The sequence below is a fragment of the Vibrio sp. CCUG 15886 genome, from assembly GCF_028570825.1.
In the GTDB taxonomy this organism is placed as follows: Bacteria; Pseudomonadota; Gammaproteobacteria; order Enterobacterales; family Vibrionaceae; genus Vibrio; species Vibrio vulnificus_B.
This window is the reverse complement of record NZ_JAQQBT010000002.1, coordinates 18,783-43,898: the sequence shown is the minus strand read 5'-3', so window position 1 is coordinate 43,898 and position 25,116 is coordinate 18,783. Positions and strand designations below refer to the sequence as shown.

The 25,116-nt window shown below is 47.0% G+C and carries 22 protein-coding genes; 13 read left to right on the top strand and 9 right to left on the bottom strand.

All coding sequences use genetic code 11. The annotated features are described in order from the left end of the window. The first annotated feature begins 27 nt into the window (after positions 1 to 27). The 5 genes from gluQRS (at position 28) to panC (ending at position 4,575) form a co-directional block, all read left to right on the top strand. A complete protein-coding gene (gene gluQRS, locus PQQ36_RS07005) occupies positions 28 to 909 on the top strand; it encodes a tRNA glutamyl-Q(34) synthetase GluQRS (protein ID WP_165387104.1) in 882 nt (293 codons plus the stop codon). Positions 910 to 989: 80 nt separating this feature from the next. Beyond that, a complete protein-coding gene (gene pcnB / locus PQQ36_RS07000; protein WP_173652395.1) occupies positions 990 to 2,357 on the top strand; it encodes a polynucleotide adenylyltransferase PcnB in 1,368 nt (455 codons plus the stop codon). Next, positions 2,354 to 2,839 (top strand): 2-amino-4-hydroxy-6-hydroxymethyldihydropteridine diphosphokinase, encoded by a 486-nt coding sequence (folK, locus tag PQQ36_RS06995; protein WP_011151118.1) that lies wholly within the window; start codon positions 2,354 to 2,356, stop codon positions 2,837 to 2,839. Before pcnB ends, folK begins: the two co-directional genes overlap by 4 nt. A 23-nt stretch (positions 2,840 to 2,862) precedes the next feature. Then, on the top strand, positions 2,863 to 3,657 hold the full coding sequence (panB, locus tag PQQ36_RS06990; protein WP_011079565.1) for a 3-methyl-2-oxobutanoate hydroxymethyltransferase: 795 nt from the start codon (positions 2,863 to 2,865) through the stop codon (positions 3,655 to 3,657). Between the two features lie 12 nt (positions 3,658 to 3,669). Beyond that, positions 3,670 to 4,575 carry a pantoate--beta-alanine ligase gene (panC, locus tag PQQ36_RS06985; RefSeq protein ID WP_045596835.1) on the top strand — a complete coding sequence of 302 codons (906 nt, stop codon included), beginning with the start codon at positions 3,670 to 3,672 and terminating at the stop codon, positions 4,573 to 4,575. A 97-nt stretch (positions 4,576 to 4,672) separates the two neighbouring features. On the opposite strand, the gene PQQ36_RS06980 is transcribed toward panC, so the two are convergent. The 3 genes from PQQ36_RS06980 to PQQ36_RS06970 form a co-directional block, all read right to left on the bottom strand. Then, complete coding sequence (locus tag PQQ36_RS06980) at positions 4,673 to 5,443, bottom strand: ABC transporter permease (protein WP_013571148.1); 771 nt, start codon at positions 5,441 to 5,443, stop codon at positions 4,673 to 4,675. A gap of 1 nt (position 5,444) precedes the next feature. Further along, positions 5,445 to 6,368 carry an ABC transporter ATP-binding protein gene (locus PQQ36_RS06975; protein WP_045596836.1) on the bottom strand — a complete coding sequence of 308 codons (924 nt, stop codon included), beginning with the start codon at positions 6,366 to 6,368 and terminating at the stop codon, positions 5,445 to 5,447. 166 nt (positions 6,369 to 6,534) lie between these two features. Next, complete coding sequence (locus PQQ36_RS06970; protein WP_273660610.1) at positions 6,535 to 8,205, bottom strand: SulP family inorganic anion transporter; 1,671 nt, start codon at positions 8,203 to 8,205, stop codon at positions 6,535 to 6,537. Positions 8,206 to 8,446: 241 nt separating this feature from the next. On the opposite strand from PQQ36_RS06970, the gene can reads away from it, so the two are divergent. Beyond that, positions 8,447 to 9,115 carry a carbonate dehydratase gene (gene can, locus PQQ36_RS06965; RefSeq protein WP_013571146.1) on the top strand — a complete coding sequence of 223 codons (669 nt, stop codon included), beginning with the start codon at positions 8,447 to 8,449 and terminating at the stop codon, positions 9,113 to 9,115. 94 nt (positions 9,116 to 9,209) lie between these two features. Here can and hpt read toward each other — a convergent pair whose 3' ends face one another. Then, on the bottom strand, positions 9,210 to 9,740 hold the full coding sequence (gene hpt / locus PQQ36_RS06960) for a hypoxanthine phosphoribosyltransferase (protein ID WP_011079559.1): 531 nt from the start codon (positions 9,738 to 9,740) through the stop codon (positions 9,210 to 9,212). Positions 9,741 to 10,131: 391 nt separating this feature from the next. Here hpt and PQQ36_RS06955 point away from each other — a divergent pair, with 391 nt between their 5' ends. After that, positions 10,132 to 10,749: a LuxR/HapR/OpaR family quorum-sensing transcriptional regulator gene (locus PQQ36_RS06955; RefSeq protein WP_011079558.1), complete on the top strand. Its 618-nt coding sequence runs from the start codon at positions 10,132 to 10,134 to the stop codon at positions 10,747 to 10,749. Between the two features lie 133 nt (positions 10,750 to 10,882). On the opposite strand, the gene lpdA is transcribed toward PQQ36_RS06955, so the two are convergent. The 5 genes from lpdA to ampD form a co-directional block, all read right to left on the bottom strand. Continuing rightward, positions 10,883 to 12,310: a dihydrolipoyl dehydrogenase gene (lpdA, locus tag PQQ36_RS06950; RefSeq protein WP_011079557.1), complete on the bottom strand. Its 1,428-nt coding sequence runs from the start codon at positions 12,308 to 12,310 to the stop codon at positions 10,883 to 10,885. Positions 12,311 to 12,567: 257 nt separating this feature from the next. Further along, the gene (gene aceF / locus PQQ36_RS06945; RefSeq protein ID WP_206638615.1) at positions 12,568 to 14,457 is read right to left on the bottom strand and encodes a pyruvate dehydrogenase complex dihydrolipoyllysine-residue acetyltransferase; all 1,890 of its coding nucleotides are present in this window, start codon (positions 14,455 to 14,457) and stop codon (positions 12,568 to 12,570) included. A 19-nt stretch (positions 14,458 to 14,476) separates the two neighbouring features. Continuing rightward, on the bottom strand, positions 14,477 to 17,137 hold the full coding sequence (gene aceE, locus PQQ36_RS06940; protein ID WP_263140269.1) for a pyruvate dehydrogenase (acetyl-transferring), homodimeric type: 2,661 nt from the start codon (positions 17,135 to 17,137) through the stop codon (positions 14,477 to 14,479). 53 nt (positions 17,138 to 17,190) lie between these two features. Beyond that, positions 17,191 to 17,958 carry a pyruvate dehydrogenase complex transcriptional repressor PdhR gene (gene pdhR / locus PQQ36_RS06935; RefSeq protein WP_273660609.1) on the bottom strand — a complete coding sequence of 256 codons (768 nt, stop codon included), beginning with the start codon at positions 17,956 to 17,958 and terminating at the stop codon, positions 17,191 to 17,193. Between the two features lie 388 nt (positions 17,959 to 18,346). Then, positions 18,347 to 18,919, bottom strand: a complete 573-nt coding sequence (gene ampD, locus PQQ36_RS06930) for a 1,6-anhydro-N-acetylmuramyl-L-alanine amidase AmpD (protein WP_011079553.1) — start codon at positions 18,917 to 18,919, stop codon at positions 18,347 to 18,349. Positions 18,920 to 19,011: 92 nt separating this feature from the next. Between ampD and nadC the strand changes: the two genes are divergently transcribed. The 6 genes from nadC to coaE all read left to right on the top strand — a co-directional run bounded on the left by nadC (position 19,012) and on the right by coaE (position 25,089). Then, positions 19,012 to 19,899: a carboxylating nicotinate-nucleotide diphosphorylase gene (gene nadC, locus PQQ36_RS06925; RefSeq protein ID WP_065090099.1), complete on the top strand. Its 888-nt coding sequence runs from the start codon at positions 19,012 to 19,014 to the stop codon at positions 19,897 to 19,899. Positions 19,900 to 20,121: 222 nt separating this feature from the next. Further along, positions 20,122 to 20,544 (top strand): type IV pilin protein, encoded by a 423-nt coding sequence (locus tag PQQ36_RS06920; RefSeq protein ID WP_065090098.1) that lies wholly within the window; start codon positions 20,122 to 20,124, stop codon positions 20,542 to 20,544. Positions 20,545 to 20,552: 8 nt separating this feature from the next. Continuing rightward, positions 20,553 to 22,241 (top strand): type IV-A pilus assembly ATPase PilB, encoded by a 1,689-nt coding sequence (pilB, locus tag PQQ36_RS06915; RefSeq protein WP_065090097.1) that lies wholly within the window; start codon positions 20,553 to 20,555, stop codon positions 22,239 to 22,241. Between the two features lie 48 nt (positions 22,242 to 22,289). After that, complete coding sequence (locus tag PQQ36_RS06910) at positions 22,290 to 23,516, top strand: type II secretion system F family protein (RefSeq protein ID WP_039554612.1); 1,227 nt, start codon at positions 22,290 to 22,292, stop codon at positions 23,514 to 23,516. A gap of 93 nt (positions 23,517 to 23,609) precedes the next feature. Then, the gene (locus PQQ36_RS06905; RefSeq protein WP_043877313.1) at positions 23,610 to 24,479 is read left to right on the top strand and encodes a prepilin peptidase; all 870 of its coding nucleotides are present in this window, start codon (positions 23,610 to 23,612) and stop codon (positions 24,477 to 24,479) included. Between the two features lies 1 nt (position 24,480). Next, the gene (coaE, locus tag PQQ36_RS06900; protein ID WP_039554617.1) at positions 24,481 to 25,089 is read left to right on the top strand and encodes a dephospho-CoA kinase; all 609 of its coding nucleotides are present in this window, start codon (positions 24,481 to 24,483) and stop codon (positions 25,087 to 25,089) included. Positions 25,090 to 25,116 lie beyond the last annotated feature (27 nt).

Sequence of the window (25,116 nt, the reverse complement as noted above, 5' to 3'; positions counted from 1 at the left end):
CTCCCTTTTTGTTTTGAGATGACATCCATGAGCTACATCGGTCGTTTTGCCCCTTCCCCATCAGGCCCATTGCATTTTGGCTCCTTGATTGCTGCTTTAGGAAGCTACTTTCAAGCCAAATCTCAACATGGTCAGTGGTTAGTGCGCATTGAAGATCTCGATCCGCCTCGAGAAATGCCGGGGGCGGCGGATTTGATTTTAAAAACGCTCGAAACTTATCACTTATTTTGGGATGGTGAAGTGGTTTACCAAAGCCAGCGTCATCACCTCTATCAAGCGCAAATTGATCAATGGCTGCAAAGTGGCCAAGCCTATTACTGCCAGTGCAGTCGCAAGCAGATCAAAGAAATGGGTGGCTATTACAACGGCCATTGCCAAGAATTGCATTTGGATGCAGGGGCTATTCGTCTCAAAATGACGCAGCCAATCACTCATTTTGACGATCTTCGTCATGGGCAGATGCACATTCCTCTTGAACTCGCGCAAGAAGATTTCATCATCAAGCGCCGTGATGGTTTGTTTGCCTATAATCTTGCAGTGGTATTGGACGATATCGATCAGGGTGTGACCGAAGTGGTGCGTGGCGCTGATTTAATCGAACCAACCGGTCGTCAAATCAGCTTGTACCGCATGCTCGGTCAAGTTCCTGTCCGATATTTGCACTTGCCACTGGCAATGGATAAAAATGGCAACAAACTCTCCAAACAAAATCATGCTACTGGCATTGATTTGACACATCCAGCCTCTATGATTCTTGAAGCGATGGTGTTTTTAGGTTTTGCCATTCCCAAAGAACTTCATCAGGCCAATTTGGATGAAATTCTGCGTTGGGGTGTACAAAATTGGCGCTTAAATCAGTTGCCCGAATCGCTAGAAATCACGGCGCGATTCTCAAATGGCACGGCGTGAGCTATTATAGGGCGCAAATTCAGGCCAAATCGGCGTAAAAAACTAACCCATGCAAAGTGATGACCATTCACTGTTGCCAGATGCACATGAATAAAAACGAATATACAACATGCGATTCCACCACTTGTCCGGAACTCGCTTTAAATGTCATTACTCGTCAAGAGCACAATATTTCGCGCAAGCAGATTAGCGACCATGCGCTAAAAGTACTGTACCGACTTCATGGCGCCGGCTTCGACGCTTTTCTTGTTGGCGGTGGCGTACGTGATTTACTGCTGGGACAAAGCCCAAAAGATTTTGATATTGCAACCAACGCGACACCTGAACAGCTAAAGCAGTTGTTCCGTAACTGCCGCCTGATTGGTCGCCGCTTTCGACTAGCGCATATCATGTTTGGTCGCGAAATCATTGAAGTGGCCACGTTCCGTGGACACCACCAAGATGCCAATTCGCAGATCTCCCAGCAGTCAAAAGAAGGCATGCTGTTGCGTGATAACGTGTATGGCACCATTGATGAAGATGCTGAACGACGTGACTTCACCATCAATGCGATGTACTACAACATTGCAGATTACTCGATCCATGATTATGCAGGTGGTGTTGAAGACCTTGAAGATCGCTTAGTACGCTTAATTGGCGATCCTGAGACTCGCTATCGTGAAGATCCTGTACGTATGCTTCGCGCGATTCGATTTGCCGCCAAGCTCGACTTCGATATCGAAGAAGACACGGCCGCACCGATTGAAGAGATGGCGTACTTGTTAAGGGATATCCCTGCCGCGCGTTTATACGAAGAATCGCTTAAGCTACTGCAATCGGGCCATGGCTTGGAAACGTATCACCTCATGCGTGAATACAATCTATTCCAACAAATGTTCCCAGCGATCTCAGCTTATTTCACCGAGGATTACTCTTCCAAAACTGAGCGGATGTTGGACCTAGTCTTAGACTCCACCGACATTCGTGTCGAAGAAGGCAAGCGCATTAATCCCGCTTACATGTTTGCGGCTATGCTGTGGTATCCACTGCTTGAGCTGGCAGACAAATTGATGGATAGCCACAATTTGTGTCACTACGACGCCGTCATGGAAGCGAGCAACCTGATCCTTGATGAGCAGGTGCGTTCGATTGCTATTCCGCGCCGCCACACCGCGACCATTCGTGAAATTTGGCAACTGCAACTGCGTCTACCTCGTCGCAACGGTAAACGTGCATTCCGCTTAATGGAACTCAACAAATTCCGTGCGGGTTTCGATTTCCTCGAAATGCGCGGTGAAGTGGAAGGTGGAGAGATAGCCAAACTCGCTAACTGGTGGAACACCTTCCAAAACGCAGGACGTGAAATGCGTCTCGCGATGGTGAACGATCTAGAAGGCCCTGCTGGCAGTTCAAAATCCGGCCGTAAGCGTCGTTCTTTTAATAAGAAAAAGAGCAAAGCCAAATCATGATTACTGCCTATATTGCCATTGGCAGTAATCTTGCCGATCCTGTTAGCCAAGCCAAGAGCGCCATTAATGCACTAAAAACGCTGCCAAAATCGCGCCTACTTGTCGCTTCACAGCTCTACAGCAGCTCCCCGATGGGCCCGCAAGATCAGCCAGACTACATCAATGCGGTCGCTGCCATAGAAACCGAATTAACGCCGTTGGAACTGCTCGATTGCACTCAAGCCATTGAACTGGAACAAGGGCGTGTCCGTAAAGAAGAACGTTGGGGCCCAAGAACCCTCGATTTAGATATTATTCTTTACGGCGATGAGGTGATCGACTCCGAGCGATTGACCATTCCTCACTACGGAATGAAGGAGCGCGAGTTCGTGCTCTACCCGCTCGCTGAAATCGCACCAAATTTAACCCTCCCTGATGGGACCGAGCTATCTCAGCTTCTCACAATAGTGGATAAGAATGGCCTCGGCATTTGGCATTCATAGCCAAATCCTGGTAAGGAAAAATCATGAAAAAAATCACCATTAATGACCTGATTAAGTGGAAGCAGGAAGGTCGTAAATTTGCGACTTCAACAGCATACGATGCAAGTTTTGCGCAACTTTTTGAGAGCCAAGAAATGCCAGTGTTACTGGTCGGCGACTCTCTTGGTATGGTGTTGCAAGGCAAAAATGACACGCTTCCAGTGACTGTTGAAGACATTGCTTACCACACACGCTGTGTTCGTGCGGGTAGCCCAAATTGTCTATTGATGGCGGATATGCCATTTATGAGTTACGCCACACCAGAGCAAGCCTGTGAAAACGCAGCGCAATTAATGCGAGCGGGCGCCAACATGGTCAAAATCGAAGGTGGCGATTGGCTGGTTGATACGGTAAAAATGCTCACAGAGCGTGCGGTTCCAGTGTGTGCCCACCTCGGTTTAACACCACAATCCGTTAATATTTTTGGTGGTTACAAAGTGCAAGGCCGCGATCAGGAAAAAGCCGATCGCATGGTCAAAGATGCACTGGCGTTGCAAGCGGCAGGCGCACAAATCGTTCTACTTGAGTGTGTACCTGCTGAGCTAGCAGCACGAATTACTCAAGTGCTGGATGTACCCGTGATTGGTATTGGCGCTGGAAATGTCACCGATGGCCAAATCCTCGTGATGCACGATATGTTTGGTATTTCAGCCAATTACATGCCAAAATTCTCGAAAAATTTCCTGGCAGAAACAGGAGATATGCGCAAAGCCGTGGCGCTGTACATGGAACAAGTACAAGCAGGCACCTTCCCTGATGAAGCGCACACCATTGCTTAGAGGATAATGTAGATGCAAACCTTTGCCGAAATTTCAGCCCTTCGTGAACAGATCAAAACGTTCAAACGCGAAGGACGTCGAATTGCTTTTGTTCCAACCATGGGCAATTTACATGAAGGCCACTTAACGCTCGTGCGCAAAGCACGTGAGCACGCTGATATCGTGGTCGTCAGTATTTTTGTCAACCCAATGCAGTTTGATCGCGCTGACGATTTAAATAATTATCCAAGAACATTGGAAGACGATCTCAGTAAACTCAACGGTGAAGCGGTTGAACTGGTCTTTACTCCAACACCTGAAATGATCTACCCAGAAGGCTTGGATAAGCAGACTCTCGTTGAAGTCCCCGGCTTATCAACCATGCTGGAAGGGGCATCGCGCCCAGGCCATTTCCGCGGCGTTGCGACAGTGGTTACTAAGCTATTTAACATTGTTCAGCCGGATGTGGCTTGCTTTGGTGAAAAAGATTTCCAACAGCTTGCTATCATTCGCAAAATGACCACCGATTTGGCAATGGACATTGAGATTATTGGTGTTCCTACCGTGCGTGAAATGGATGGCCTTGCCATGAGCTCTCGCAATGGCTTATTGACCATTGATGAGCGCCAACGTGCGCCTGTCTTGGCTCGTACCATGCGTTGGATCAGCAGTGCTATCCGTGGTGGCCGTGACGATTTTGCTTCGATCATCGAAGACGCCAGCGATCAATTGCGCGCCGCAGGCTTGCACCCAGATGAAATTTTCATCCGTGATGCACGTACTCTACAAGTGGTCAACGCAGAGAGCACGCAAGCCGTTATTCTGATGTCCGCTTTCTTGGGCAAAGCTCGCCTGATCGACAATCAAGTGGTTGAGTTGGTTAAAGACAGCAAAGAAGAAGTCGACAGCACCGAATCAGAAAGTGAAAACAGTCACTGATGTCTCATCACTGACCTAAACACTTCCCGTACAAAGAATAAAGGGATTGCCATCGGCAATCCCTTTTTGCTATCTGTGAACTGAACATTCGTTTTCGTTAAGAACGCAAGCCGATACCACGTGTCACTAAGTAGTGCGCCACGCCATAAAGTAAGACAACAAACGCACTTAGCACCGTAAACGATGTGGCGATCCCCACGTCAGAAACACCAAGGAAACCATAACGAAACGCGTTAACCATATAGACAATCGGGTTGATCTGCGACACCCCTTGCCAAAACTCTGGCAATAACTGAATGGAGTAGAAAACACCGCCAAGATAGGTCAATGGTGTGAGCACAAACGTAGGGATAATCGAAATATCGTCAAACGTTCGGGCAAAAACAGCGTTTATCAAACCACCTAACGAAAAGACTACCGACGTCAAAAAGACCGTCGCAATGATGATTCCCCAATGTTCAACTTGCAAATCAACGAACAGCAAAGAGACCATGGTAACCATGGCGCCCACTAGCAAACCACGAGCGACACCGCCCATGACAAAACCAAAAATAATCACGTAATTTGGCACGGGTGCCACTAGCAACTCTTCGATATTACGCTGAAATTTGGCACTAAAGAATGATGAAGCGACGTTGGAATAAGAGTTAGTGATCACCGACATCATGATCAAACCAGGTACGATATATTCCATGTAACTGAAACCGTTCATTTCACCAATCCGCGAACCAATCAAGCTCCCGAAAATAATAAAATAAAGCGTCATCGTGATCGCAGGCGGGACCAAGGTTTGTACCCAAATACGAGTAAAGCGGTTAATCTCTTTGGTTAACAGGCTACAAAAAGCCGTCCAATAAAGACGATACATATTACTTCTCCTTCACCTGTTCACGCACGATGTTCACAAACAGCTCTTCTAAGCGATTGGCTTTATTGCGCATCGACATGACCATTACCCCCTGCTCACTCAACTGACTGAACACATGGTTTAACGGCTGGGTTTTCTCCACTTCAATCTCCAAAGAATCATTTTCAACACGAGATGAGACCACACCTTCCAAACAAGGCATCGGCGAATTTGGGGCAAGATCCAAAATGAACGTTTCCACATCTAACTTAGCCAGCAAAGACTTCATCGTGGTGTTTTCAATTAACTCACCTCGGTTGATGATGCCGATATTGCGGCACAGCATTTCAGCCTCTTCTAAATAGTGAGTGGTCAAAATGATGGTAATACCCTGCTTTTGATTGATCTCTTTGAGAAATTCCCACATGGAGCGACGCAGCTCGATATCAACACCCGCCGTTGGCTCATCTAAAATCAGCAGTTTAGGTTCATGCATCAGAGCACGTGCGATCATCAGACGACGCTTCATCCCACCAGAAAGATTTCTTGCTCGTTCTTTGCGCTTTTCCCACAAATCGAGCTTAGTCAGATACTTCTCTGCTCGTTGCTTGGCGAGTTCACGTGGTACACCGTAATAACCCGCCTGCTGCAACACGATCTGCTCCACGGTTTCAAACTGGTTGAAGTTAAACTCCTGCGGCACCAAACCAAGATGCTGCTTTGCCAACTCCAAATCGCGATCAATGTCGTAACCAAAAACTTTAACGTTGCCCGATGTTTTGTTCACCAGAGAAGAAATCACGCCTATTGTGGTGGATTTCCCCGCGCCATTTGGCCCCAGCAGCGCATAAAAATCCCCTTCTTGTACGCCTAAACTGATGCCTTTTAGCGCCTCGAAGCCTCCAGCATACGTTTTTCGTAGCTGCTCAATTTGTAATGCATACATAATTTTGTATTGCTCTTTTTCTCTATGATGCCTATCAAATGACGCTTGAGTGGCGATTTTTCAACCCTACATTAGCAATTAATCATAAAAAACTATCCGCACGGATAATAAAAACGCAGAGGAAGACCTCTGCGTTTTTCTACGACTCATTCACCGCTTTACACGCTTAAACAAACGCGCCTTGGTGCTCATCTTGCTCTACTTTATTCACCGCAGCGTTGAGTGCTTCATAGCGGAATTTAAAGGTATTTTCATCCGGCACCAAATCCAGCACGTGGAACTTTTCAAGCTGCTCACGAACTCGCTCATTCGGGCAGAGTAAGTAGACATCACACTGGGCTTCTTGCGCATCTTTAATGGCGTTCTCTAATGCGAGGCCAACGGTGACATCAATCATTGGCACGTCGGTCAGATCAAGAATCATCGCTTCATAATCACTAATGCTGCTGTGCTGACGCGAGATCGCTTTCGAGACACTGAAAATCATCGGGCCAGAGAGGTAAAAAAACAGCACTTTGCCATTGGCACGATCAAGCAAGCCACGCTCACTGTCCGTCAGTGGCACATCGTTTTCATCCGCGTCACTGATTGCTTTCACTTGCTTGGCTTGCACGCGACTGAGGCGCTCGATAATAAGGATATTGGAAATGAAGACACCTAGCCCCACCGCCACAATCAGATCAACAAACACCGTCAGCAACATCACGCCATACATGATCGCCATGCCTTGCACGCTCACGCGGTGCGCGCGTTGAATGAAGCTCCAGTCCAAAATGCCGAAACCGACGTACACCGCAATCCCCGCCAAAACTGCCATTGGGATAGGCTCGGTCAATCCGCTCGCGACCAGAACAACCAGCGCCAGAATCAAGGCTCGAATCACGCCAGATAACGGAGAACGCGCCCCCACTTGAATATTAGTCACCGTGCCCATGGTCGCGCCCGCACCAGGCAGCGCACCAAACAGACCCGAAATCATGTTGGCAAACCCTTGTCCGCGCAGCTCTTTATCCGAATCATGCTCTTTACGCGTCAGAGAGTCGCCAATCACGGCCGTCAATAAGGTATCAATACAACCGAGCGTGCCCAGCACCAAAGCATCAATCACCATCGCAGTGAAGATTTCACCATTAATCACAGGCACGACAAGAGAAGGCAGGCCCGTTGGAATTTCGCCAATTCGGCGCACATCGTCAAAATCAAAAATGATGACAGAAAGTAGCGTGACCGCCACCAACGCGACCAATTGCGCAGGAACATATTTGCGGTACTGCTTAGGGAAAAAGAACAGAATGCCCAACGTCAGTAAGCCAAGGAAAAACTCACTAAACTTCATGTTGGAAATAATCTCAGGCAACGCAGAAAGTGTGCCAAGAACCCCACCGGCTGGCGCAGCATGGCCAAGTAACGGGGACAATTGCAAAATGATCAGTATCACGCCGATGCCAGACATAAAACCCGACACCACGCTATACGGCATTAGGGTAATGTATTTGCCTAACTTCAATGTGCCTATCAATACCTGAAAGGCACCAGCCATCATGACGATGGTAAAACTGATGGCAATACCAGATTCTGGGTATTTCGCCACCATGCTGGTTAATACCGCGGTCATGATCACCGTCATTGGTCCGGTCGGTTCAGAAATCAGGGTAGATGAACCACCAAATAACGCTGCAAATAAACCGACTAAAATCGCTCCCCACAAACCGGCTTCAGCCCCAGCGCCAGAGGCCACACCAAATGCTAATGCCAGCGGCAGAGAAATAATGGCGGTGGTGACCCCACCAAACAGATCCCCTTTCAGATTGATATCGTTAAAACGATCTCCAAACATCACTCAGCTCCCTGTAAAAAACATAAATCGCGCAACTTTAGCAAAAGTTAACCTATTTCGTTAAGTGTTAATTAGATCTCATAAGTTACACCATATAACTTGTGGTTTGGTTAACGGCTAAGTTTATGATTTTTTATGCCATAACTAGTCAGATGAGTACTTTTCTGCCAATTTATTTCGGGCGGTAAATTGTAACATTGTGTATAGTGATGCAAGAATTTTTAGGGAAGTAAGACGCAACATGCCGGAAATCAAGCAATTATTTGAAAACAACTCAAAATGGTCCGAAGAGATCAAATCGCATCAACCGGAGTATTTTTCCAAGTTAGAAGAAGGGCAAAACCCCGGCTTTCTCTGGATTGGGTGTTCCGACAGTCGCGTTCCCGCAGAACGCTTGACTGGGCTTTATTCGGGTGAACTATTTGTTCACCGTAATGTGGCAAACCAAGTGATCCATACCGATTTAAACTGCCTCTCGGTTGTGCAATACGCCGTCGACGTGTTGAAAGTTAAACACATCATCATCTGTGGTCATTACGGCTGTGGAGGGGTGAACGCTGCGATTGAAAATCCGCGCCTTGGTTTGATCAATAACTGGCTACTGCACATCCGCGATCTCTACCTCAAACATCGCAATTGGTTAGGTGAACTACCAAAAGAAAAATGGGGCGACAAACTGTGTGAAATTAACGTCGCAGAGCAGGTCTACAACTTAGGTAATTCTACTATTATGGAAAGCGCTTGGGAGCGTGGACAAGATGTGGAAATTCACGGCGTTGTCTATGGCATTGGTGATGGCCGCCTACAAGACATTGGCGTACGTTGCTACAGCAGAGAGTCACTCGAAGTCAACTATCAGGCTGCGATGGCAAAAATCCTCAATAGCGATGTGATGAAGTTTCACGAATAGCGCCATCGTTAGACCGCCGACACAATCCGTGTTCTAGAGATAAAAATGCAATGGCCCGCTGTATCAGCGGGCCATTATTATTTATGAGTACCACTTACTCTTGTGGAACCACTTTACCAATGAAAGGCAGATGACGATATTTTTGTGCGTAGTCAATGCCCACACCAACAACAAACTCATCAGGGATCTCAAAGCCAATCCACTTCACTGGAACAGGCACTTCGCGACGTGAAGGTTTGTCTAATAAGGTACAAATTTCGATAGACTTAGGTTCTCTTAAAGACAGGATCTCTTTAATCTTGTTCAGAGTATTACCTGTGTCGATAATGTCTTCGACGATCAAGACATCCTTGCCTTTGATGTCATCATCGAGATCTTTCAGAATGCGAACGTCACGCGAGCTTTCCATTGTATTACCGTAGCTAGAAGCCGTCATAAAATCGACTTGGTGCGTTAGTTCAATGGCACGAGCAAGATCCGCCATAAAAACAAACGAACCACGTAGCAAGCCGACTAGCACAAGATCTTCACTGCCTTGGTAATGCGCAGTAATCTGTTTACCTAATTCACGAACTCGTTCCTGAACGGTCTGCTCAGAAATCATAACTTCTACTGTATGTTTCATACTGTACTCAATGTTTTATCGTTGCTAATGGTGAGTTTCGTACCCGAGCAAAGTGTCACTTAGGTCAATACGCAAACGTTCACCTGAAATTCTCGCGTAGTGTAACACTCCGCAAAGCAATCTTTAACCCCCAAAGGAAGAAGTTGTGCCAGTGCAATACGCTATTTACTATCACATCAATAAACGAGATCTCGATGCCAATTTAAATAAAAGTTGCTCAAGATAGATATCAATATTGACATTACTGTTCATTTATTCACCATAAGTTATTGACCCAATGCATATGCACCATTACACTCATGGAGCTAAAAGCAATTATTAAAACAATCAATAGGAACAGCTAAGCCGTTCCATTTTATATAAAAACAACTCATTGGTAAGGAAACAACCTATGGACTCAATCGCAAAGAGACCGCGAACTCGCTTATCTCCGCTAAAACGTAAACAGCAGCTCATGGAAATTGCACTGGAAGTGTTTGCTCGTCGTGGCATTGGCCGCGGTGGTCACGCAGACATCGCTGAAATTGCGCAAGTTTCTGTGGCGACCGTCTTCAACTACTTCCCAACTCGCGAAGATCTTGTAGACGAAGTGCTTAACCATGTCGTTCGTCAGTTTTCTAATTTCCTATCTGACAACATCGATTTGGATCTTCACGCTAAAGAAAACATCGCCAACATCACCAACGCAATGATTGAGCTTGTGGTGCAAGACAATCACTGGTTGAAAGTTTGGTTCGAGTGGAGTGCGTCGACGCGTGATGAAGTTTGGCCTCTGTTTGTCACCACCAACCGAACTAATCAATTGCTGGTACAAAACATGTTCATCAAAGCCATTGAGCGTGGTGAAGTGTGTGACCAACACAACCCAGAAGATTTGGCGAACTTGTTCCACGGCATTTGTTACTCGCTGTTTGTTCAAGCAAACCGTACCAACAATACCGCAGAGCTCAGCAAACTGGTCAGCAGCTACTTAGACATGCTATGCATCTATAAACGCGAGCACGAATAGCACCAGTAACCTCATATCAAGGTTGGCTACGGCCAACCTTTTTTGTGTCAGTGCAAAACGTGGGGCCGTTTTTGAAGAAACAAAAAACCGCTGATGATTCAGCGGTTTTTATTTTGACGATTCGCTAAGAAGATTATTTTTTCTTCTTCGCTTTCGCGTTTGGTAGGTCAGTGATTGTACCTTCAAACACTTCCGCCGCTAGACCAACAGATTCGTGTAGCGTTGGGTGAGCGTGGATTGTCAGTGCGATATCTTCAGCATCACAACCCATCTCGATAGCAAGGCCAATTTCACCAAGCAATTCACCACCGTTGGTACCAACGATAGCACCACCGATAACGCGATGCGTTTCTTTGTCAAAGATCAGCTTTGTCATACCGTCAGCGCAGTCAGAGGCGATTGCACGACCCGATGCTGCCCACGGGAACGTAGCCACTTCGTAGTTGATGCCTTCTGCTTTCGCTTCTTTCTCAGTCTTACCAACCCATGCCACTTCTGGCTCAGTGTAAGCAATTGAAGGAATCACTTTAGGATCGAAGTAGTGCTTCTTACCAGAGATAACTTCTGCAGCCACGTGACCTTCATGCACACCTTTGTGCGCTAGCATTGGTTGACCAACGATGTCACCGATAGCAAAGATGTGAGGAACGTTAGTACGCATTTGCTTGTCAACGTTGATGAAGCCGCGCTCATCGATTTCAAGACCCGCTTTTTCACCGTCGATCAGTTTGCCGTTTGGTACACGGCCGATAGCCACAAGAACCGCATCGTAGCGCTCAGCTTCTGCTGGTGCTTTTTTGCCTTCCATTGAAACGTAGATACCATCTTCTTTCGCTTCAACTGCGGTTACTTTCGTTTCCAGCATTAGGTTAAATTTCTTGCTGATACGCTTGGTGTAAACCTTCACGATATCTTTGTCTGCCGCTGGAATCACTTGATCGAACATTTCCACAACGTCGATCTGTGAACCTAGCGAGTGGTAAACGGTACCCATTTCTAGGCCGATGATACCACCACCCATGATCAGCAGCTTTCCTGGTACTTCTTTCAGTTCAAGCGCATCAGTTGAGTCCCAAATACGTGGGTCTTCATGTGGGATAAATGGCAATTTGATTGGGCGAGAACCTGCAGCGACGATCGCGTTGTCGAAGTTAACCACGGTTTTACCGTCTTCACCTTCTACTTCAATCGTGTTAGGGCCAGTGAATTTACCAAAGCCATTCACCACGTTCACTTTACGCATCTTCGCCATACCGCCAAGACCGCCAGTCAACTGGTTGATAACTTTTTCTTTCCAAAGACGAATTTTGTCGATGTCTGTTTGAGGCTCGCCAAATACGATGCCGTGCTCAGCAAGCGCTTTTGCTTCTTCGATCACTTTCGCAACGTGAAGCAGTGCTTTCGATGGGATACAACCCACGTTCAGACACACACCACCAAGGGTGTTGTAACGTTCAATAAGAACAGTGTCCAGACCTAAGTCTGCACAACGGAATGCAGCGGAGTAACCAGCAGGACCGGCACCAAGTACTACCACCTGGGCTTTAATTTCTTTGCTCATTTTGACCTCTTGTAGTCATTATCCCTAACAGGCTGAGTGAGTTTTGATTTTTGTTTAAGAGTGGTTTGTTTTAAACATTTTCAGACCGCCAACAGTTTACAGAGATGTTAATGGTGTGAAAAGTAAATCAATTTAGCCTGTGAGCCAGACGACAATTCGATGGACAAAAAACACACGCGTGCTCGCTTGTCATCCAATTGTCCGATAATTCTATTAACAGAGGCGGCTGTTAGGCCGCCTCTCAATGTTCACGTCGATTACAGAACCAAACGACGAATGTCTGATAGGCACTCGTTTAGGTAAGTAATGAAGCGCGCACCTTCAGCACCATCAATCACACGGTGGTCGTATGACAGAGATAGCGGCAGTTGTAGGCGAGGAGCGAACTCTTTACCATTCCAAACAGGCTTGATCTCAGACTTAGATACACCAAGGATACCCACTTCTGGCGCGTTTACGATTGGGGTAAACGCAGTACCACCGATACCACCTAGGCTTGAAATCGTGAAACAGCCACCTTGCATGTCCGCAGCAGTCAGCTTACCAGCACGTGCTTTCTTAGAAACCACCATCAGCTCTTCAGATAGCTCGTAGATACCTTTCTTGTTCACGTCTTTAAAGACAGGAACCACTAGGCCATTTGGCGTATCGACTGCGATACCGATGTTCACGTATTTCTTCAGAATCAGGCTCTCACCATCTTCTGATAGTGAAGAGTTGAACGCTGGGAACGCTTCTAGCGCTTTAGCAGCCGCTTTCATGATGAACACAAGTGGCGTGATCTTCATGCCGGAGTCTTTCTTCGCTTCAATCGCGTTTTGCTCTTTACGGAAGTTTTCTAACTCAGTGATATCCGCGTTATCCCACTGTGTAACGTGAGGAATCATTACCCAGTTACGATGTAGGTTTGCACCCGAGATCTTCTTAATGCGAGATAGTGGCTGAACTTCTGTTTCACCGAACTTGCTGAAGTCGACTTTCGGCCATGGAAGTAGGCCAAGCGCTGCGCCATCGCCTTTACCAGAAGCCGCTGCAACTGCACCAGACTCGAGACGCTTAAGTGCGTCTTTCACGTAAGCTTGAACGTCTTCTTTCAGGATACGGCTCTTACGACCAGAACCTTTCACTTTAGAAAGATTTACGCCGAACTCGCGAGCTAGACGACGAACCACTGGAGATGCGTGAGCATACTCGTCGTTTTCTTTGAAATCACTAGTCGTTGCTTGAGCTTCCGCTTTTGCTACTGGAGCTACCGCAGGAGCTGGAGCTGCTGCTTGAGCGGGTGCCGCTGCTGCAACTGGCGCTGCGCCAGCAACTTCGAACACCATGATTAGAGAACCAGTAGAAACTTTGTCACCAGCTGCAACTTTGATTTCTTTAACCGTACCAGCGAAAGGTGCAGGTACTTCCATAGATGCTTTGTCGCCTTCTACAGTAATCAGAGATTGCTCTTCAGAGACTGTATCGCCAACGGCAACCATGATTTCAGTGACTTCAACTTCGTCGCCGCCGATATCAGGAACGTTAACTTCTTTTACTCCAGAGACTGCTGCTGGAGCCGCCGCCGGAGCTGCTGCTGCAACTGGTGCAGGTGCTGCTGCGCCCGAACCCGCCACTTCAAAGATCATTACCAGTGAACCCGTCGATACTTTATCGCCTGCTGCCACTTTGATCTCTTTAAGCGTACCTGCGAATGGTGCAGGAACTTCCATAGAAGCTTTGTCGCCTTCTACAGTGATGAGAGATTGCTCTTCTTCGATGCTGTCGCCGATTGCTACCATGATTTCAGTAACTTCAACTTCGTCACCACCGATGTCTGGTACGTGAACTTCTTTCAGTTCTGCCGCTGCTGCTGGAGCTGGAGCTGCTGCTGGAGCCGCTTCTGCCGCAGGAGCAGGTGCAGCGTCAGCTGCACCCTCGGCTTCGAAAATCATGATTAGAGAACCAGTAGAAACCTTGTCGCCTTCGGCAACTTTGATTTCTTTAACGATACCCGCTTGAGAAGCAGGAACTTCCATAGAAGCTTTATCGCCTTCAACAGTGATCAGAGACTGATCTTCTTCAACCTTGTCGCCAACGCTTACAAGAATCTCAGTAACTTCAACCTCATCCGCACCGATGTCTGGTACATTAATTTCGATTGCCATTTCTTATCTACCTTCTTAATTAAGCGTATAGCGGGTTAGTTTTCTCAGTGTCGATGTCGAACTTCTTAATTGCTTCTGCAATCACAGATTTCTCAACGTCACCACGTTTCGCCAGTTCAGTTAGCGCTGCAATAACCACGTAACCTGCGTTCACTTCGAAGTGACGACGTAGGTTTTCACGGCTGTCTGAACGACCAAAGCCGTCAGTGCCCAGCACTTTGTAAGACTCAGCAGGAATGAATGCACGAACCTGCTCTGCGTAGTTCTTCATGTAGTCAGTCGCAGCGATTGCAGGCTCAGTACCCATTACGGTTTGGATGTAAGGTACTTGCGCTTCTGCTTCTGGGTGAAGCATGTTGTAACGCTCACACGCTTGACCATCACGAGTCACTTCATTGAACGACGTTACAGAGTAAACGTCTGACGCAATGCCGTACTCATCGCTTAGGATTTGAGCCGCTTTACGCACTTCGTTCATGATAGTACCAGAGCTCAACAGCTGAACTTTACCTTTCGAACCCGTGTAAGTTTCTAGCTTGTAGATACCCTTACGAATGCCTTCTTCAGCACCTTCAGGCATTGCTGGCATTGCGTAGTTCTCGTTCATCAGAGTTAGGTAGTAGAACACGTTCTCTTGATCACCATACATACGACGGATACCGTCTTGTAGGATAACTGCAACTTCGTAAGCGAATGTTGGGTCGTAAGAGATACAGTTCGGTACAGTACCTGCCATGATGTGTGAGTGACCGTCTTCGTGTTGTAGACCTTCACCGTTTAGCGTTGTACGACCTGCAGTTGCACCCAGCAGGAAACCACGAGCTTGTTGGTCACCCGCCATCCATGCCATGTCGCCAACACGTTGGAAACCGAACATAGAGTAGTAGATGTAGAACGGGATCATTGGTAGGTCATTGGTCGAGTATGACGTTGCAGCAGCAACCCATGAAGACATAGCACCTAGCTCGTTGATACCTTCTTGCAGTACCTGACCTGACGTTGCTTCTTTGTAGTAAGAAACAATGTCACGGTCTTGTGGCGTGTAGTTCTGGCCGTGCGGGTTGTAAATACCGATTTGACGGAACAGACCTTCCATACCGAATGTACGTGCTTCATCGGCGATGATAGGAACAATGTTCTTACCGATGTTCTTATCTTTAAGCAGTACGTTTAGAGTACGTACAAACGCCATAGTTGTAGAGATATCACGTTTCTGCTCTTCTAGCAGAGGTTGGAACTCCTCAACAGCTGGAATAACAAGCTCTTGGGTAAAGTTAGGTAGACGCTGTGGCGTGTAACCTTTCAGCGCTTTACGACGAGCGTGTAGGTATTCGTATTCTTTCGAACCTTCTTCCAAAGTTAGGTATGGAAGTTCTTTCACTGCTTCGTCCGTTAGGATGTCTTGAAGACCTAGGCGATCACGTAGATGTAGCACGTGAGTCATATCCATCTTCTTAACTTGGTGCGCGATGTTCTTACCTTCTGCCGCTTCACCCATGCCGTAACCTTTAACCGTTTTCGCTAGGATAACCGTTGGACGACCTTTGGTGTCTTGTGCATTTTTGAATGCAGCGTACAGTTTAGAAGACTCGTGACCACCACGCTTAAGAGCGAAGATTTCGTCGTCAGTCATGTCTGCCACTAGCGCTGCAGTTTCAGGGTACTTACCAAAGAAGTGCTCACGTACATACGCGCCATCTTTTGATTTGAATGTTTGGTAGTCACCGTCGATGGTTTCGTTCATCAGTTGAAGAAGCTTACCCGTGGTGTCTTTAGCTAGTAGTGAATCCCAGTTGTTGCCCCAGATAACTTTCACTACGTTCCAGCCAGCACCTTTGAACAGACCTTCAAGTTCTTGAATGATCTTACCGTTACCCATTACAGGGCCATCGAGACGCTGAAGGTTACAGTTGATAAGGAAACATAGGTTGTCTAGTTTTTCGCGCGCAGCGAAAGAGATAGCACCACGTGATTCTGGCTCATCCATCTCACCGTCACCGAGGAACGCGTATACACGCTGCTCAGAGGTATCCTTCATGCCACGGCCTTCAAGGTACTTCAGGAAGCGCGCTTGGTAGATCGCAGAAATCGGACCTAGACCCATAGATACGGTTGGGAACTGCCAGAACTCAGGCATTAGTTTAGGGTGCGGGTATGATGGGATACCTTTGCCGTCCACTTCTTGACGGAAGTTGTCTAGTTGCTCAGCCGTTAGACGACCTTCAACGAAAGCACGTGCGTAGATCCCTGGAGAAATATGGCCTTGGTAGTAAACCAAATCGCCACCATCTTTCTCGTTTGGAGCACGGAAGAAGTGGTTGAAACAGGTTTCGTAGAATGCTGCAGAAGACTGGAAAGACGCCATGTGGCCGCCTAGCTCTAGGTCTTTCTTAGAAGCACGTAGAACGATCATGATTGCGTTCCAACGGATGATGGAACGGATACGACGCTCAAGCGTAGTATCACCAGGGTAAGCTGGTTCTTGGTTCGCTGGAATCGTGTTGATGTAGTTGGTTGTGATGCCAGTCGGCATATCAACGCCATCTAGGCGAGCTTTGTCTAGAACTTGCTCTAGTAGGTACTGTGCACGTTCTACACCTTCTTCACGAACTACTGACTCAAGTGCTTGTAACCATTCTTGAGTTTCAAGTGCGTCTACGTCATGCTTCATATCAGACATGGCGATCTATCCTTCTGTTGGTTGGATCTACGTTAAACTTGCAATGAGTCCGATTAAGACTCATTACCTCGTTGAATTCGACGTAAAGAGCATTCTCTACGTGACTCTTCACGAGTCAAATCCAACAATGTTTCTTCGATGTACGCTAAATGCGAATGGGACATTTCACGCGCCTTTTCTGGCTGACCAGAAACAATCGCATCCACAATATTAGCCCGATGTTTACTGACTTTTTCCACCACTTCAGCGCGGCGGTGCAGTAATTTCAGATTCTGTAAGACATTTTGCTCCAGTAACGGAGAGAGACTACGAACAATATGCAGCAGCACGACGTTGTGCGAGGCTTCGGTTAATGCAACCAAAAACGCCATCACCGCGGCCGCTTCCGCTTCTACATTCTGTTTTGTCTGCTCTGCGCTAATCTTTTCCAGGCAAGCCTGAATGCGGGCAAAGTCTTGCTCGGTACCACGCAATGCAGCGAAATACGCAGAAATACCTTCCATCGCATGGCGCGATTCAAGTAAATCAAGCTGTGTTTCAGAGTGGCTGGATAATAAATTTAGCAGAGGATCAGAGAAACTTTTCCAAATGTTCTCACTGACAAACGTGCCACCGCCTTGACGACGAGTAAGCAGACGTTTGGCTTCCAAGCGTTGAATTGCTTCACGTACAGAAGGACGAGACACCTCGAACTGTTTGGCCAGTTCGCGTTCTGGTGGCAATTGTTGCCCCGGTGCCAATATTCCCTCGACGATCAATCTTTCCAACTCTTGTTCAATCACATCAGAAAGTTTCGGCTGACGAATCCTTTGATAAGCCATATTTATTATTCTTTTTCTCTTTGCTGTTAATTGGTAATACCAATTCTAAGTTGGTGCAGAAATTAACATAATTAAAACGCAACTGTCCAGCCAAAAATTGACCTAAATCATAGAACAGCTCACGCTTCAACACTTTGCTAACATTCGTTCATTAAAACGGCAATAGAATTGGTCTTACCAATTACAAATAGTAAACAGATGGGGAAAGGGCGTGCTAGCAAAACGGTGAAAGAAAAACAAAAAAAGACAAAATATTTTGCCTCATTTGCCCCTCAAGTCGCTTACCCCATGATTAAACGTAGTTAACTTTTAACAAGACGAAATAATTTTCGATATAAAAAAAGGTAAGCCATGATGCTTACCCTTTTGTGACAACCTTGCGATTGGTTTACATTTTTGCAACCGCCCCATTTTGAGAAAGTAAAGTTCGATAATAACGCCAGTCAAAACTTAAACCGGGATCAGTTTTTCTCAGCGGTGCAATGTATTGGTGGCCAGTAATTCGAGGAAGGGTGATGTGCGGATATTGGCGCATTAAGGTTTTGCTGAGCTCGCTTAACGCTTGATACTGCGCTTCGGTATAAGCGACAAAATCACTGCCCTCAAGCTCAATACCTATCGAATAGTCATTGCAACGCTCAACCCCTGCAAAGCTGGATGCACCAGCATGCCAAGCGCGATCATCAAAAGAGACAAACTGCACCACTTCCCCATCTCTTTTAATCAAGCAGTGAGCCGAGACGCGCATCTGATGAATCACTTGGAAAAAAGGATGCTCGCTTGGGTCAAGCTGGCCTTGAAAAAAGTCCTCTATATAGCGGCCACCGAATTGACCAGGAGGCAGGCTAATATTGTGCACCACCAGCAGAGAAATTGGCTTTCCTTGAGGTCTCGCATCAAAAAACGGCGATGAAACTCGCTTAACGCCCTCCAACCATCCTTGCGTGATCACAGCTTGCATATCATCTCCATGGGTTTGTCAATTAACTGCTGAAATTGTTACCTATGCAGAGTATCATGCGTTGCAATTCCCCTTTCAAGATAAGATTTGCGATGAAGAACACACATAACAGCCAAGAACGCCTTGATTATTTGAAGCAACAACTCCCTATCGAAATCACCCGAGCGGTTACCGATACGCTGAAAGAAGACTTGGGTGGTTCGCTAAACGCTGACAATGATGTGACGGCCGCGCTTATCCCAGCAGAGGCTATGAATACAGCGACCATCATCACTCGCGAACACGGCGTATTTTGCGGCCAAGCATGGGCAGATGAAGTGTTCAAACAGCTCGGCGGCAAAGTGACCATTGAATGGCATGTAAAAGATGGCGACAACGTCGAACCGAATCAAACGCTTTGCACACTCACAGGCCCTGCCCGTGATTTACTGACAGGTGAGCGCAACGCGATGAACTTTATTCAAACCCTGTCTGGTTGCGCAACCATCACCGCACAATACGCCGCGAAAATTGCGCATACCGAGTGTCGCTTATTAGATACGCGCAAAACCATCCCTGGCCTACGCAGCGCGCTAAAATACGCCGTGGCCTGTGGCGGCGGCTACAACCACCGAATTGGCGTGTTTGACGCGTACCTGATTAAAGAAAACCACATCATTGCCTGCGGTGGCATCACTCAAGCAATCACCAAAGCAAAAGAGCTGCAACCTGGAAAACCCGTGGAAGTGGAAACCGAGAATCTCGATGAACTGCGTGAAGCCATTAACGCGGGTGCTGATATCATTATGCTCGACAACTTCACCACCGAGATGATGCGCCAAGCGGTGGAAATCAACGCAGGCCGTGCAGCACTGGAAAACTCAGGCAACGTGACATTAGAAACCATCGCAGAATATGCGGAAACCGGCGTGGATTACATTTCGGTTGGCGCCCTGACCAAGCATGTAAAAGCGATGGATTTATCGATGCGTTTCAAATAGATACCGACCAGATCACAAAACGGGAGCCTCAAGCTCCCGTTTTTATTTGAGCTGCGAAATTTTGGGGCAGCATCGCATCTTGTAAGTAACCAGATGTAAATAAAGCGCAAAGAATTTTAAATCACTCGAGTGATGCTCTTGGTGTGATTTCCACTCATCTACTCCTTGCATAATCTAGCCACAAGCTCGCGGAGCGAATTTGATAGATTAAAGGAAATGATGATGAAGAAATTACACAAAACCAAGAAACAACAAGGTTTTACCTTGATTGAATTAATGATAGTAGTGGCGATTATTGGTGTGCTATCAGCAATTGCTGTTCCAGCTTATCAAAATTACGTCACAAAAAGCGAAGTAGCATCTGCCGTCGCTTCACTAAAATCCGTGATAACACCAGCCGAACTCTATTATCAAGAGAATGGAGCTTTCCCTGCTAATGATACAGAGCTAGCAACCGTAGGCATTAACTCGTCATCAATACAGAACGGGACATTGACATTTACCTCCAGCGCAATTGCGTTAACAATGACCTCTCCTAGTGGAGCAAAAGCAACAATCACAAGAGAAGCAACTGGTTGGAAGTGCGCGGTTTCAGGCTTGAAAGACAAAAGCAACTCTCCCAAAGGTTGCCCTCAGAGTAACTAGACAGCTCAATGCCCTCCAATCTTGCCACTATTCTTCGTCAGGCCAATCAACTTGGCCTAACGCAAGAACAAGCGTGTCGAGAGACAATGCAAGCTTCTGGTGTGACAGCACCGGAAGCTTTGTTGCAACTGGGATTTTTCCAGCCGGATGAATTAACGGAGCAGCTCAGCGCGATTTTTGGCTTACCACGCACTGACCTCAACCAATATGACTACCAAGATCTGTGTAATCAACTTGGGTTACGTGAGCTGATCACTCGTCACCAAGCACTGCCACTGCAAAAAAGCAACGCTGGTTTAATACTCGCGGTTGCTGACCCTACCAATATTCAAGCTGAAGATGATTTCCGTTTTGCCACAGGTGTGCAGGTGGAGATTGTTTTGGCCGATTGCCAAGAGCTGCAAGCGGCGATTCGTAGACTCTATGGAAAGAGCATCAAACAGAGCCAAGGCTCTGGTTTAAAAGAGATTCACCAAGATGAGCTGGCGAATTTAGTCGAGGTTTCAGATGACGAAGTCGAGTCAATTGAAGACTTAAGCCAAGATGAATCTCCCGTTAGCCGCTTTATCAACCAAATTCTGCTGGATGCGGTGCGCAAAGGCGCATCTGATATTCATTTTGAACCGTACGAAAACCAATACCGCGTGCGATTGCGTTGCGATGGTATTTTGGTGGAAGTGCAGCAGCCTCCAAGCCATTTAAGCCGCCGTTTATCCGCGAGGATCAAGATCCTCTCCAAGCTGGATATTGCGGAAAGGCGTCTGCCACAAGATGGACGTATTAAGCTGCGCCTCAACCAAGAAACCGCGATTGATATGCGCGTTTCCACCTTACCCACACTGTTTGGTGAAAAAATTGTGTTGCGACTTCTCGACAGCTCGAGCAGTAGCTTGGATATTGATAAGTTAGGCTACAACCCGCAACAAAAACAGCTCTACCTCGATGCCCTGCGCAAACCGCAAGGGATGATTTTGATGACGGGCCCAACAGGAAGCGGCAAAACCGTTTCGCTGTACACAGGCTTGAGTTTACTTAACCGGCCAGAAGTGAATATCTCCACCGCGGAAGACCCAGTCGAGATTAACCTCCCGGGAATCAACCAAGTGCAAGTGAAACCCAAAATTGGTTTTGGTTTTGCAGAAGCATTGCGTTCTTTTCTCCGTCAAGACCCGGATATCGTCATGGTGGGGGAAATTCGAGATTTGGAAACCGCCGAGATCGCCGTCAAAGCAGCCCAAACCGGTCACCTTGTGCTATCCACCTTACATACCAACTCGGCAGCTGAAACCATTGTTCGTCTATCTAACATGGGGATCGCCAGCTTTAACTTGGCCTCATCCTTGAGTTTGATCATTGCTCAGCGTCTGGCTCGTCGGTTATGCAGCCATTGCAAGCAACCTCATCCATACAACGCAACATTTGAGTTACTCGGTCTAAAAGCTGACGACTTGATTTATCAAGCTGATAAACAGGGTTGCCATCATTGTACTCATGGTTATTCCGGTCGTGTCGGTATATACGAAGTCATGCCTTTTGATGAACAGCTTGCAGAGGCGATCGTTAAAGGCGCCTCGGTACAAAGCTTGGAGATGCTTGCTCGGCAAAAAGGCATGATGACACTCAAAGATTCCGGCCTTGAAAAACTCAAACAGGGCATCACCAGCTTAGAAGAGCTGCAACGTGTCCTCTATTTGTAATTTTTTATAGTTTGTTTTTTCGATACTCATCGCACTGAAGGAAGCGATATGAAGCTTAAAACCCATTCACAAATCAAAAACTATCAATGGAAAGGGATTAACGGAGCTGGAAAAAAAGTCTCCGGCAACACGCTGGCGCTCACCGAGCTTGAAGTGCGTGATAAGCTGAAAATGCAGCATATCCAGATCAAAAAGATCAAGAAATCCAGTGTGTCAGTTTTCACGAGGTTAAGCCATAAAGTCAAAGGCAAAGACATCACACTGCTTACCCGCCAACTCGCCACCATGCTGACCACTGGTGTCCCTATTCTCCAATCACTCAAATTGGTTGCTGACAACCATCGCAAAGCCGAGATGAAGTCGATTTTAGCCAATGTGAGCAAAGCCGTTGAAGCAGGTACGCCGTTATCGAAAGCGCTTCGCAGTGCCAGCCCACAATTCGATGGCATTTATGTTGACTTAGTCGCCACTGGTGAACAATCGGGTAATCTTGATCAAGTTTTTGAACGTCTCGCTTTTTATCGGGAAAAAAATGAGCAGTTGCGAGCAAAAGTGATCAAGGCGCTAATTTATCCCTGCATGGTCGTGCTGGTCGCGTTGGGCGTCTCTTATTTAATGCTGACCAAGGTTATTCCCGAGTTTCGCAAAATGTTCACCGGATTCGGCGCAGAACTGCCTTGGTTTACGCAAAAAGTCTTAGACCTGTCTGATTTTGTGCAAGCCTACAGCAGTTGGTTTTTCATTACGTTGTTCAGTGCTATCTATTTACTTCGCGGTCTAAGCAAAAAATCACCCGCATTTCGCTTAAAAATGTCACGCTTGAGTTTAAAGATCCCAGTGATTGGAGGGGTCTTATCCAAAGCGGCGATTGCCAAATTTAGTCGCACATTGGCCACCAGTTTCAGCGCAGGTATCCCGATCCTCACCAGTTTAAAAACCACCAGTAAAACCGCTGGCAATCTGCATTACCAATATGCGATTGAAGATGTTTATCGTGACACCGCAGCCGGGATGCCAATGTACATCGCCATGCGCAACAGCCTTGCTTTCCCAGAATTGGTGCTGCAAATGGTGATGATTGGTGAAGAATCTGGCCAAATGGACGATATGCTCAACAAAATTGCCACCATCTATGAGTTTGAGGTGGATAACACCGTCGACAACCTCGGTAAGATTCTCGAGCCGTTGATCATCGTCTTTCTCGGCGTTGTCGTCGGCGGATTAGTCGCCGCCATGTACCTGCCGATCTTTAATTTAATGAGTGTTCTGGGATAAGATAACCCCCACTGCTTACCTTTTGTAATCTCAAGCAAGCTATTGGCTTGCTTGAGCTATTTTTGCCCACACCACAAAGAGAACGACGATTATATGGACGCGTTACAGTACTACCCTTGGCTTTATATTGGTTTAGCTTCCCTGTTTGGCTTACTGGTAGGCAGCTTTCTTAACGTCGTCATCTACCGTCTACCGAAAATAATGGAACTGGAATGGCGCCAAGAGTGTGCAGAGTCCTTTCCTGAATACAACATCACACCGCCGACAGAAACCCTAACATTAAGCACGCCGCGCTCAAGTTGCCCTTCGTGCCATACCCCAATACGAGTTCGAGATAATATTCCTGTCTTTAGTTGGTTAGCACTAAGAGGAAAATGTCACCATTGCCAGACGAAAATCAGTGCTCGCTATCCTTTTGTTGAAGCACTGAGCGCCTTTTTGTGCGGCCTAGTCGCTTGGAAGTTCGGTTATGCACCGATTACCGTAGCACTGATTGGTTTTACTTTGGTGTTGATCGCCGCCACCTTCATCGACTTAGATACCATGCTACTGCCTGATCAGCTCACGCTGCCGCTGACGTGGGCAGGCATCGCGCTAGCGTTACTAGAGATAAGTCCAGTATCTCTGCAAGATTCAGTGATCGGCGCGATGGCAGGCTATCTCTGCCTTTGGAGCGTTTATCACCTTTTCCGCTTGCTGACAGGAAAAGAAGGCATGGGTTACGGAGACTTTAAATTGCTTGCGGCACTTGGAGCTTGGCTCGGCTGGCAATATCTACCGATGATCATCTTACTCTCTTCGGTTGTCGGGCTGATCTTTGGTCTCATTCAACTCAGATTGCAAAAGCAAGGCATTGAGATGGCTTTTCCATTTGGGCCTTATCTGGCCATTGCTGGTTGGGTCGCCTTAATGTGGGGAGATAGCTTGATGTCTTGGTATCTCAACTATCTTATAGGGGCGTAATATGGCTTTAGTGATTGGATTGACTGGTGGTATCGCCAGCGGAAAAACAACGGTGGCCAATCTTTTTCAACAACACTTTGCCATCGATATCGTCGACGCAGACATTGTCGCTCGTCAGGTAGTTGCCCCCGGAAGTGCGGGACTGGCCGCGATTGTTGACCATTTCGGTGCTGATATTCTGACTTGTGAAGGCGAACTCGATCGTGGGCAACTTCGTCAGCGTATCTTTGCCCATGCCGAAGAAAAGCAATGGCTCAACGCGCTACTGCACCCTATGATCCGTCGTAAAATGATCGAGGATCTGGCGCAGGTCTCATCCCCTTACGCTTTGCTCGTTGTACCGCTGTTGGTAGAAAACCAACTACAGACTCTGTGCGACCGCGTTTTGGTCGTGGATGTTGAAGAAAAAACACAATTACAGCGAACCATGGATCGTGACGGTGTTGATGAACAACAAGTTCGTGCCATACTCAAGGCTCAGGCAAGCAGACACGAACGTCTCGCCTTGGCAGACGATGTGATTAAAAATGAGTCGAAAGACCAAGATCTTTTGCAGCAAATCACAGATTTACACCAAAAGTACCTAGCCATGAGCAAGCAAAATCGGTGAAAATAAGTCAGAGACGACGACAGGCCC

Excerpts from the sequence above, each read along its gene's own strand:
- gluQRS (WP_165387104.1), top strand. The coding sequence starts at position 28 with ATGAGCTACATCGGTCGTTTTGCCCCTTCCCCATCAGGCCCATTGCAT.
- pcnB (WP_173652395.1), top strand. The coding sequence starts at position 990 with ATGCACATGAATAAAAACGAATATACAACATGCGATTCCACCACTTGT.
- folK (WP_011151118.1), top strand. The coding sequence starts at position 2,354 with ATGATTACTGCCTATATTGCCATTGGCAGTAATCTTGCCGATCCTGTT.
- panB (WP_011079565.1), top strand. The coding sequence starts at position 2,863 with ATGAAAAAAATCACCATTAATGACCTGATTAAGTGGAAGCAGGAAGGT.
- panC (WP_045596835.1), top strand. The coding sequence starts at position 3,670 with ATGCAAACCTTTGCCGAAATTTCAGCCCTTCGTGAACAGATCAAAACG.
- PQQ36_RS06980 (WP_013571148.1), bottom strand. The coding sequence starts at position 5,443 with ATGTATCGTCTTTATTGGACGGCTTTTTGTAGCCTGTTAACCAAAGAG.
- PQQ36_RS06975 (WP_045596836.1), bottom strand. The coding sequence starts at position 6,368 with ATGTATGCATTACAAATTGAGCAGCTACGAAAAACGTATGCTGGAGGC.
- PQQ36_RS06970 (WP_273660610.1), bottom strand. The coding sequence starts at position 8,205 with ATGTTTGGAGATCGTTTTAACGATATCAATCTGAAAGGGGATCTGTTT.
- can (WP_013571146.1), top strand. The coding sequence starts at position 8,447 with ATGCCGGAAATCAAGCAATTATTTGAAAACAACTCAAAATGGTCCGAA.
- hpt (WP_011079559.1), bottom strand. The coding sequence starts at position 9,740 with ATGAAACATACAGTAGAAGTTATGATTTCTGAGCAGACCGTTCAGGAA.
- PQQ36_RS06955 (WP_011079558.1), top strand. The coding sequence starts at position 10,132 with ATGGACTCAATCGCAAAGAGACCGCGAACTCGCTTATCTCCGCTAAAA.
- lpdA (WP_011079557.1), bottom strand. The coding sequence starts at position 12,310 with ATGAGCAAAGAAATTAAAGCCCAGGTGGTAGTACTTGGTGCCGGTCCT.
- aceF (WP_206638615.1), bottom strand. The coding sequence starts at position 14,457 with ATGGCAATCGAAATTAATGTACCAGACATCGGTGCGGATGAGGTTGAA.
- aceE (WP_263140269.1), bottom strand. The coding sequence starts at position 17,137 with ATGTCTGATATGAAGCATGACGTAGACGCACTTGAAACTCAAGAATGG.
- pdhR (WP_273660609.1), bottom strand. The coding sequence starts at position 17,958 with ATGGCTTATCAAAGGATTCGTCAGCCGAAACTTTCTGATGTGATTGAA.
- ampD (WP_011079553.1), bottom strand. The coding sequence starts at position 18,919 with ATGCAAGCTGTGATCACGCAAGGATGGTTGGAGGGCGTTAAGCGAGTT.
- nadC (WP_065090099.1), top strand. The coding sequence starts at position 19,012 with ATGAAGAACACACATAACAGCCAAGAACGCCTTGATTATTTGAAGCAA.
- PQQ36_RS06920 (WP_065090098.1), top strand. The coding sequence starts at position 20,122 with ATGAAGAAATTACACAAAACCAAGAAACAACAAGGTTTTACCTTGATT.
- pilB (WP_065090097.1), top strand. The coding sequence starts at position 20,553 with ATGCCCTCCAATCTTGCCACTATTCTTCGTCAGGCCAATCAACTTGGC.
- PQQ36_RS06910 (WP_039554612.1), top strand. The coding sequence starts at position 22,290 with ATGAAGCTTAAAACCCATTCACAAATCAAAAACTATCAATGGAAAGGG.
- PQQ36_RS06905 (WP_043877313.1), top strand. The coding sequence starts at position 23,610 with ATGGACGCGTTACAGTACTACCCTTGGCTTTATATTGGTTTAGCTTCC.
- coaE (WP_039554617.1), top strand. The coding sequence starts at position 24,481 with ATGGCTTTAGTGATTGGATTGACTGGTGGTATCGCCAGCGGAAAAACA.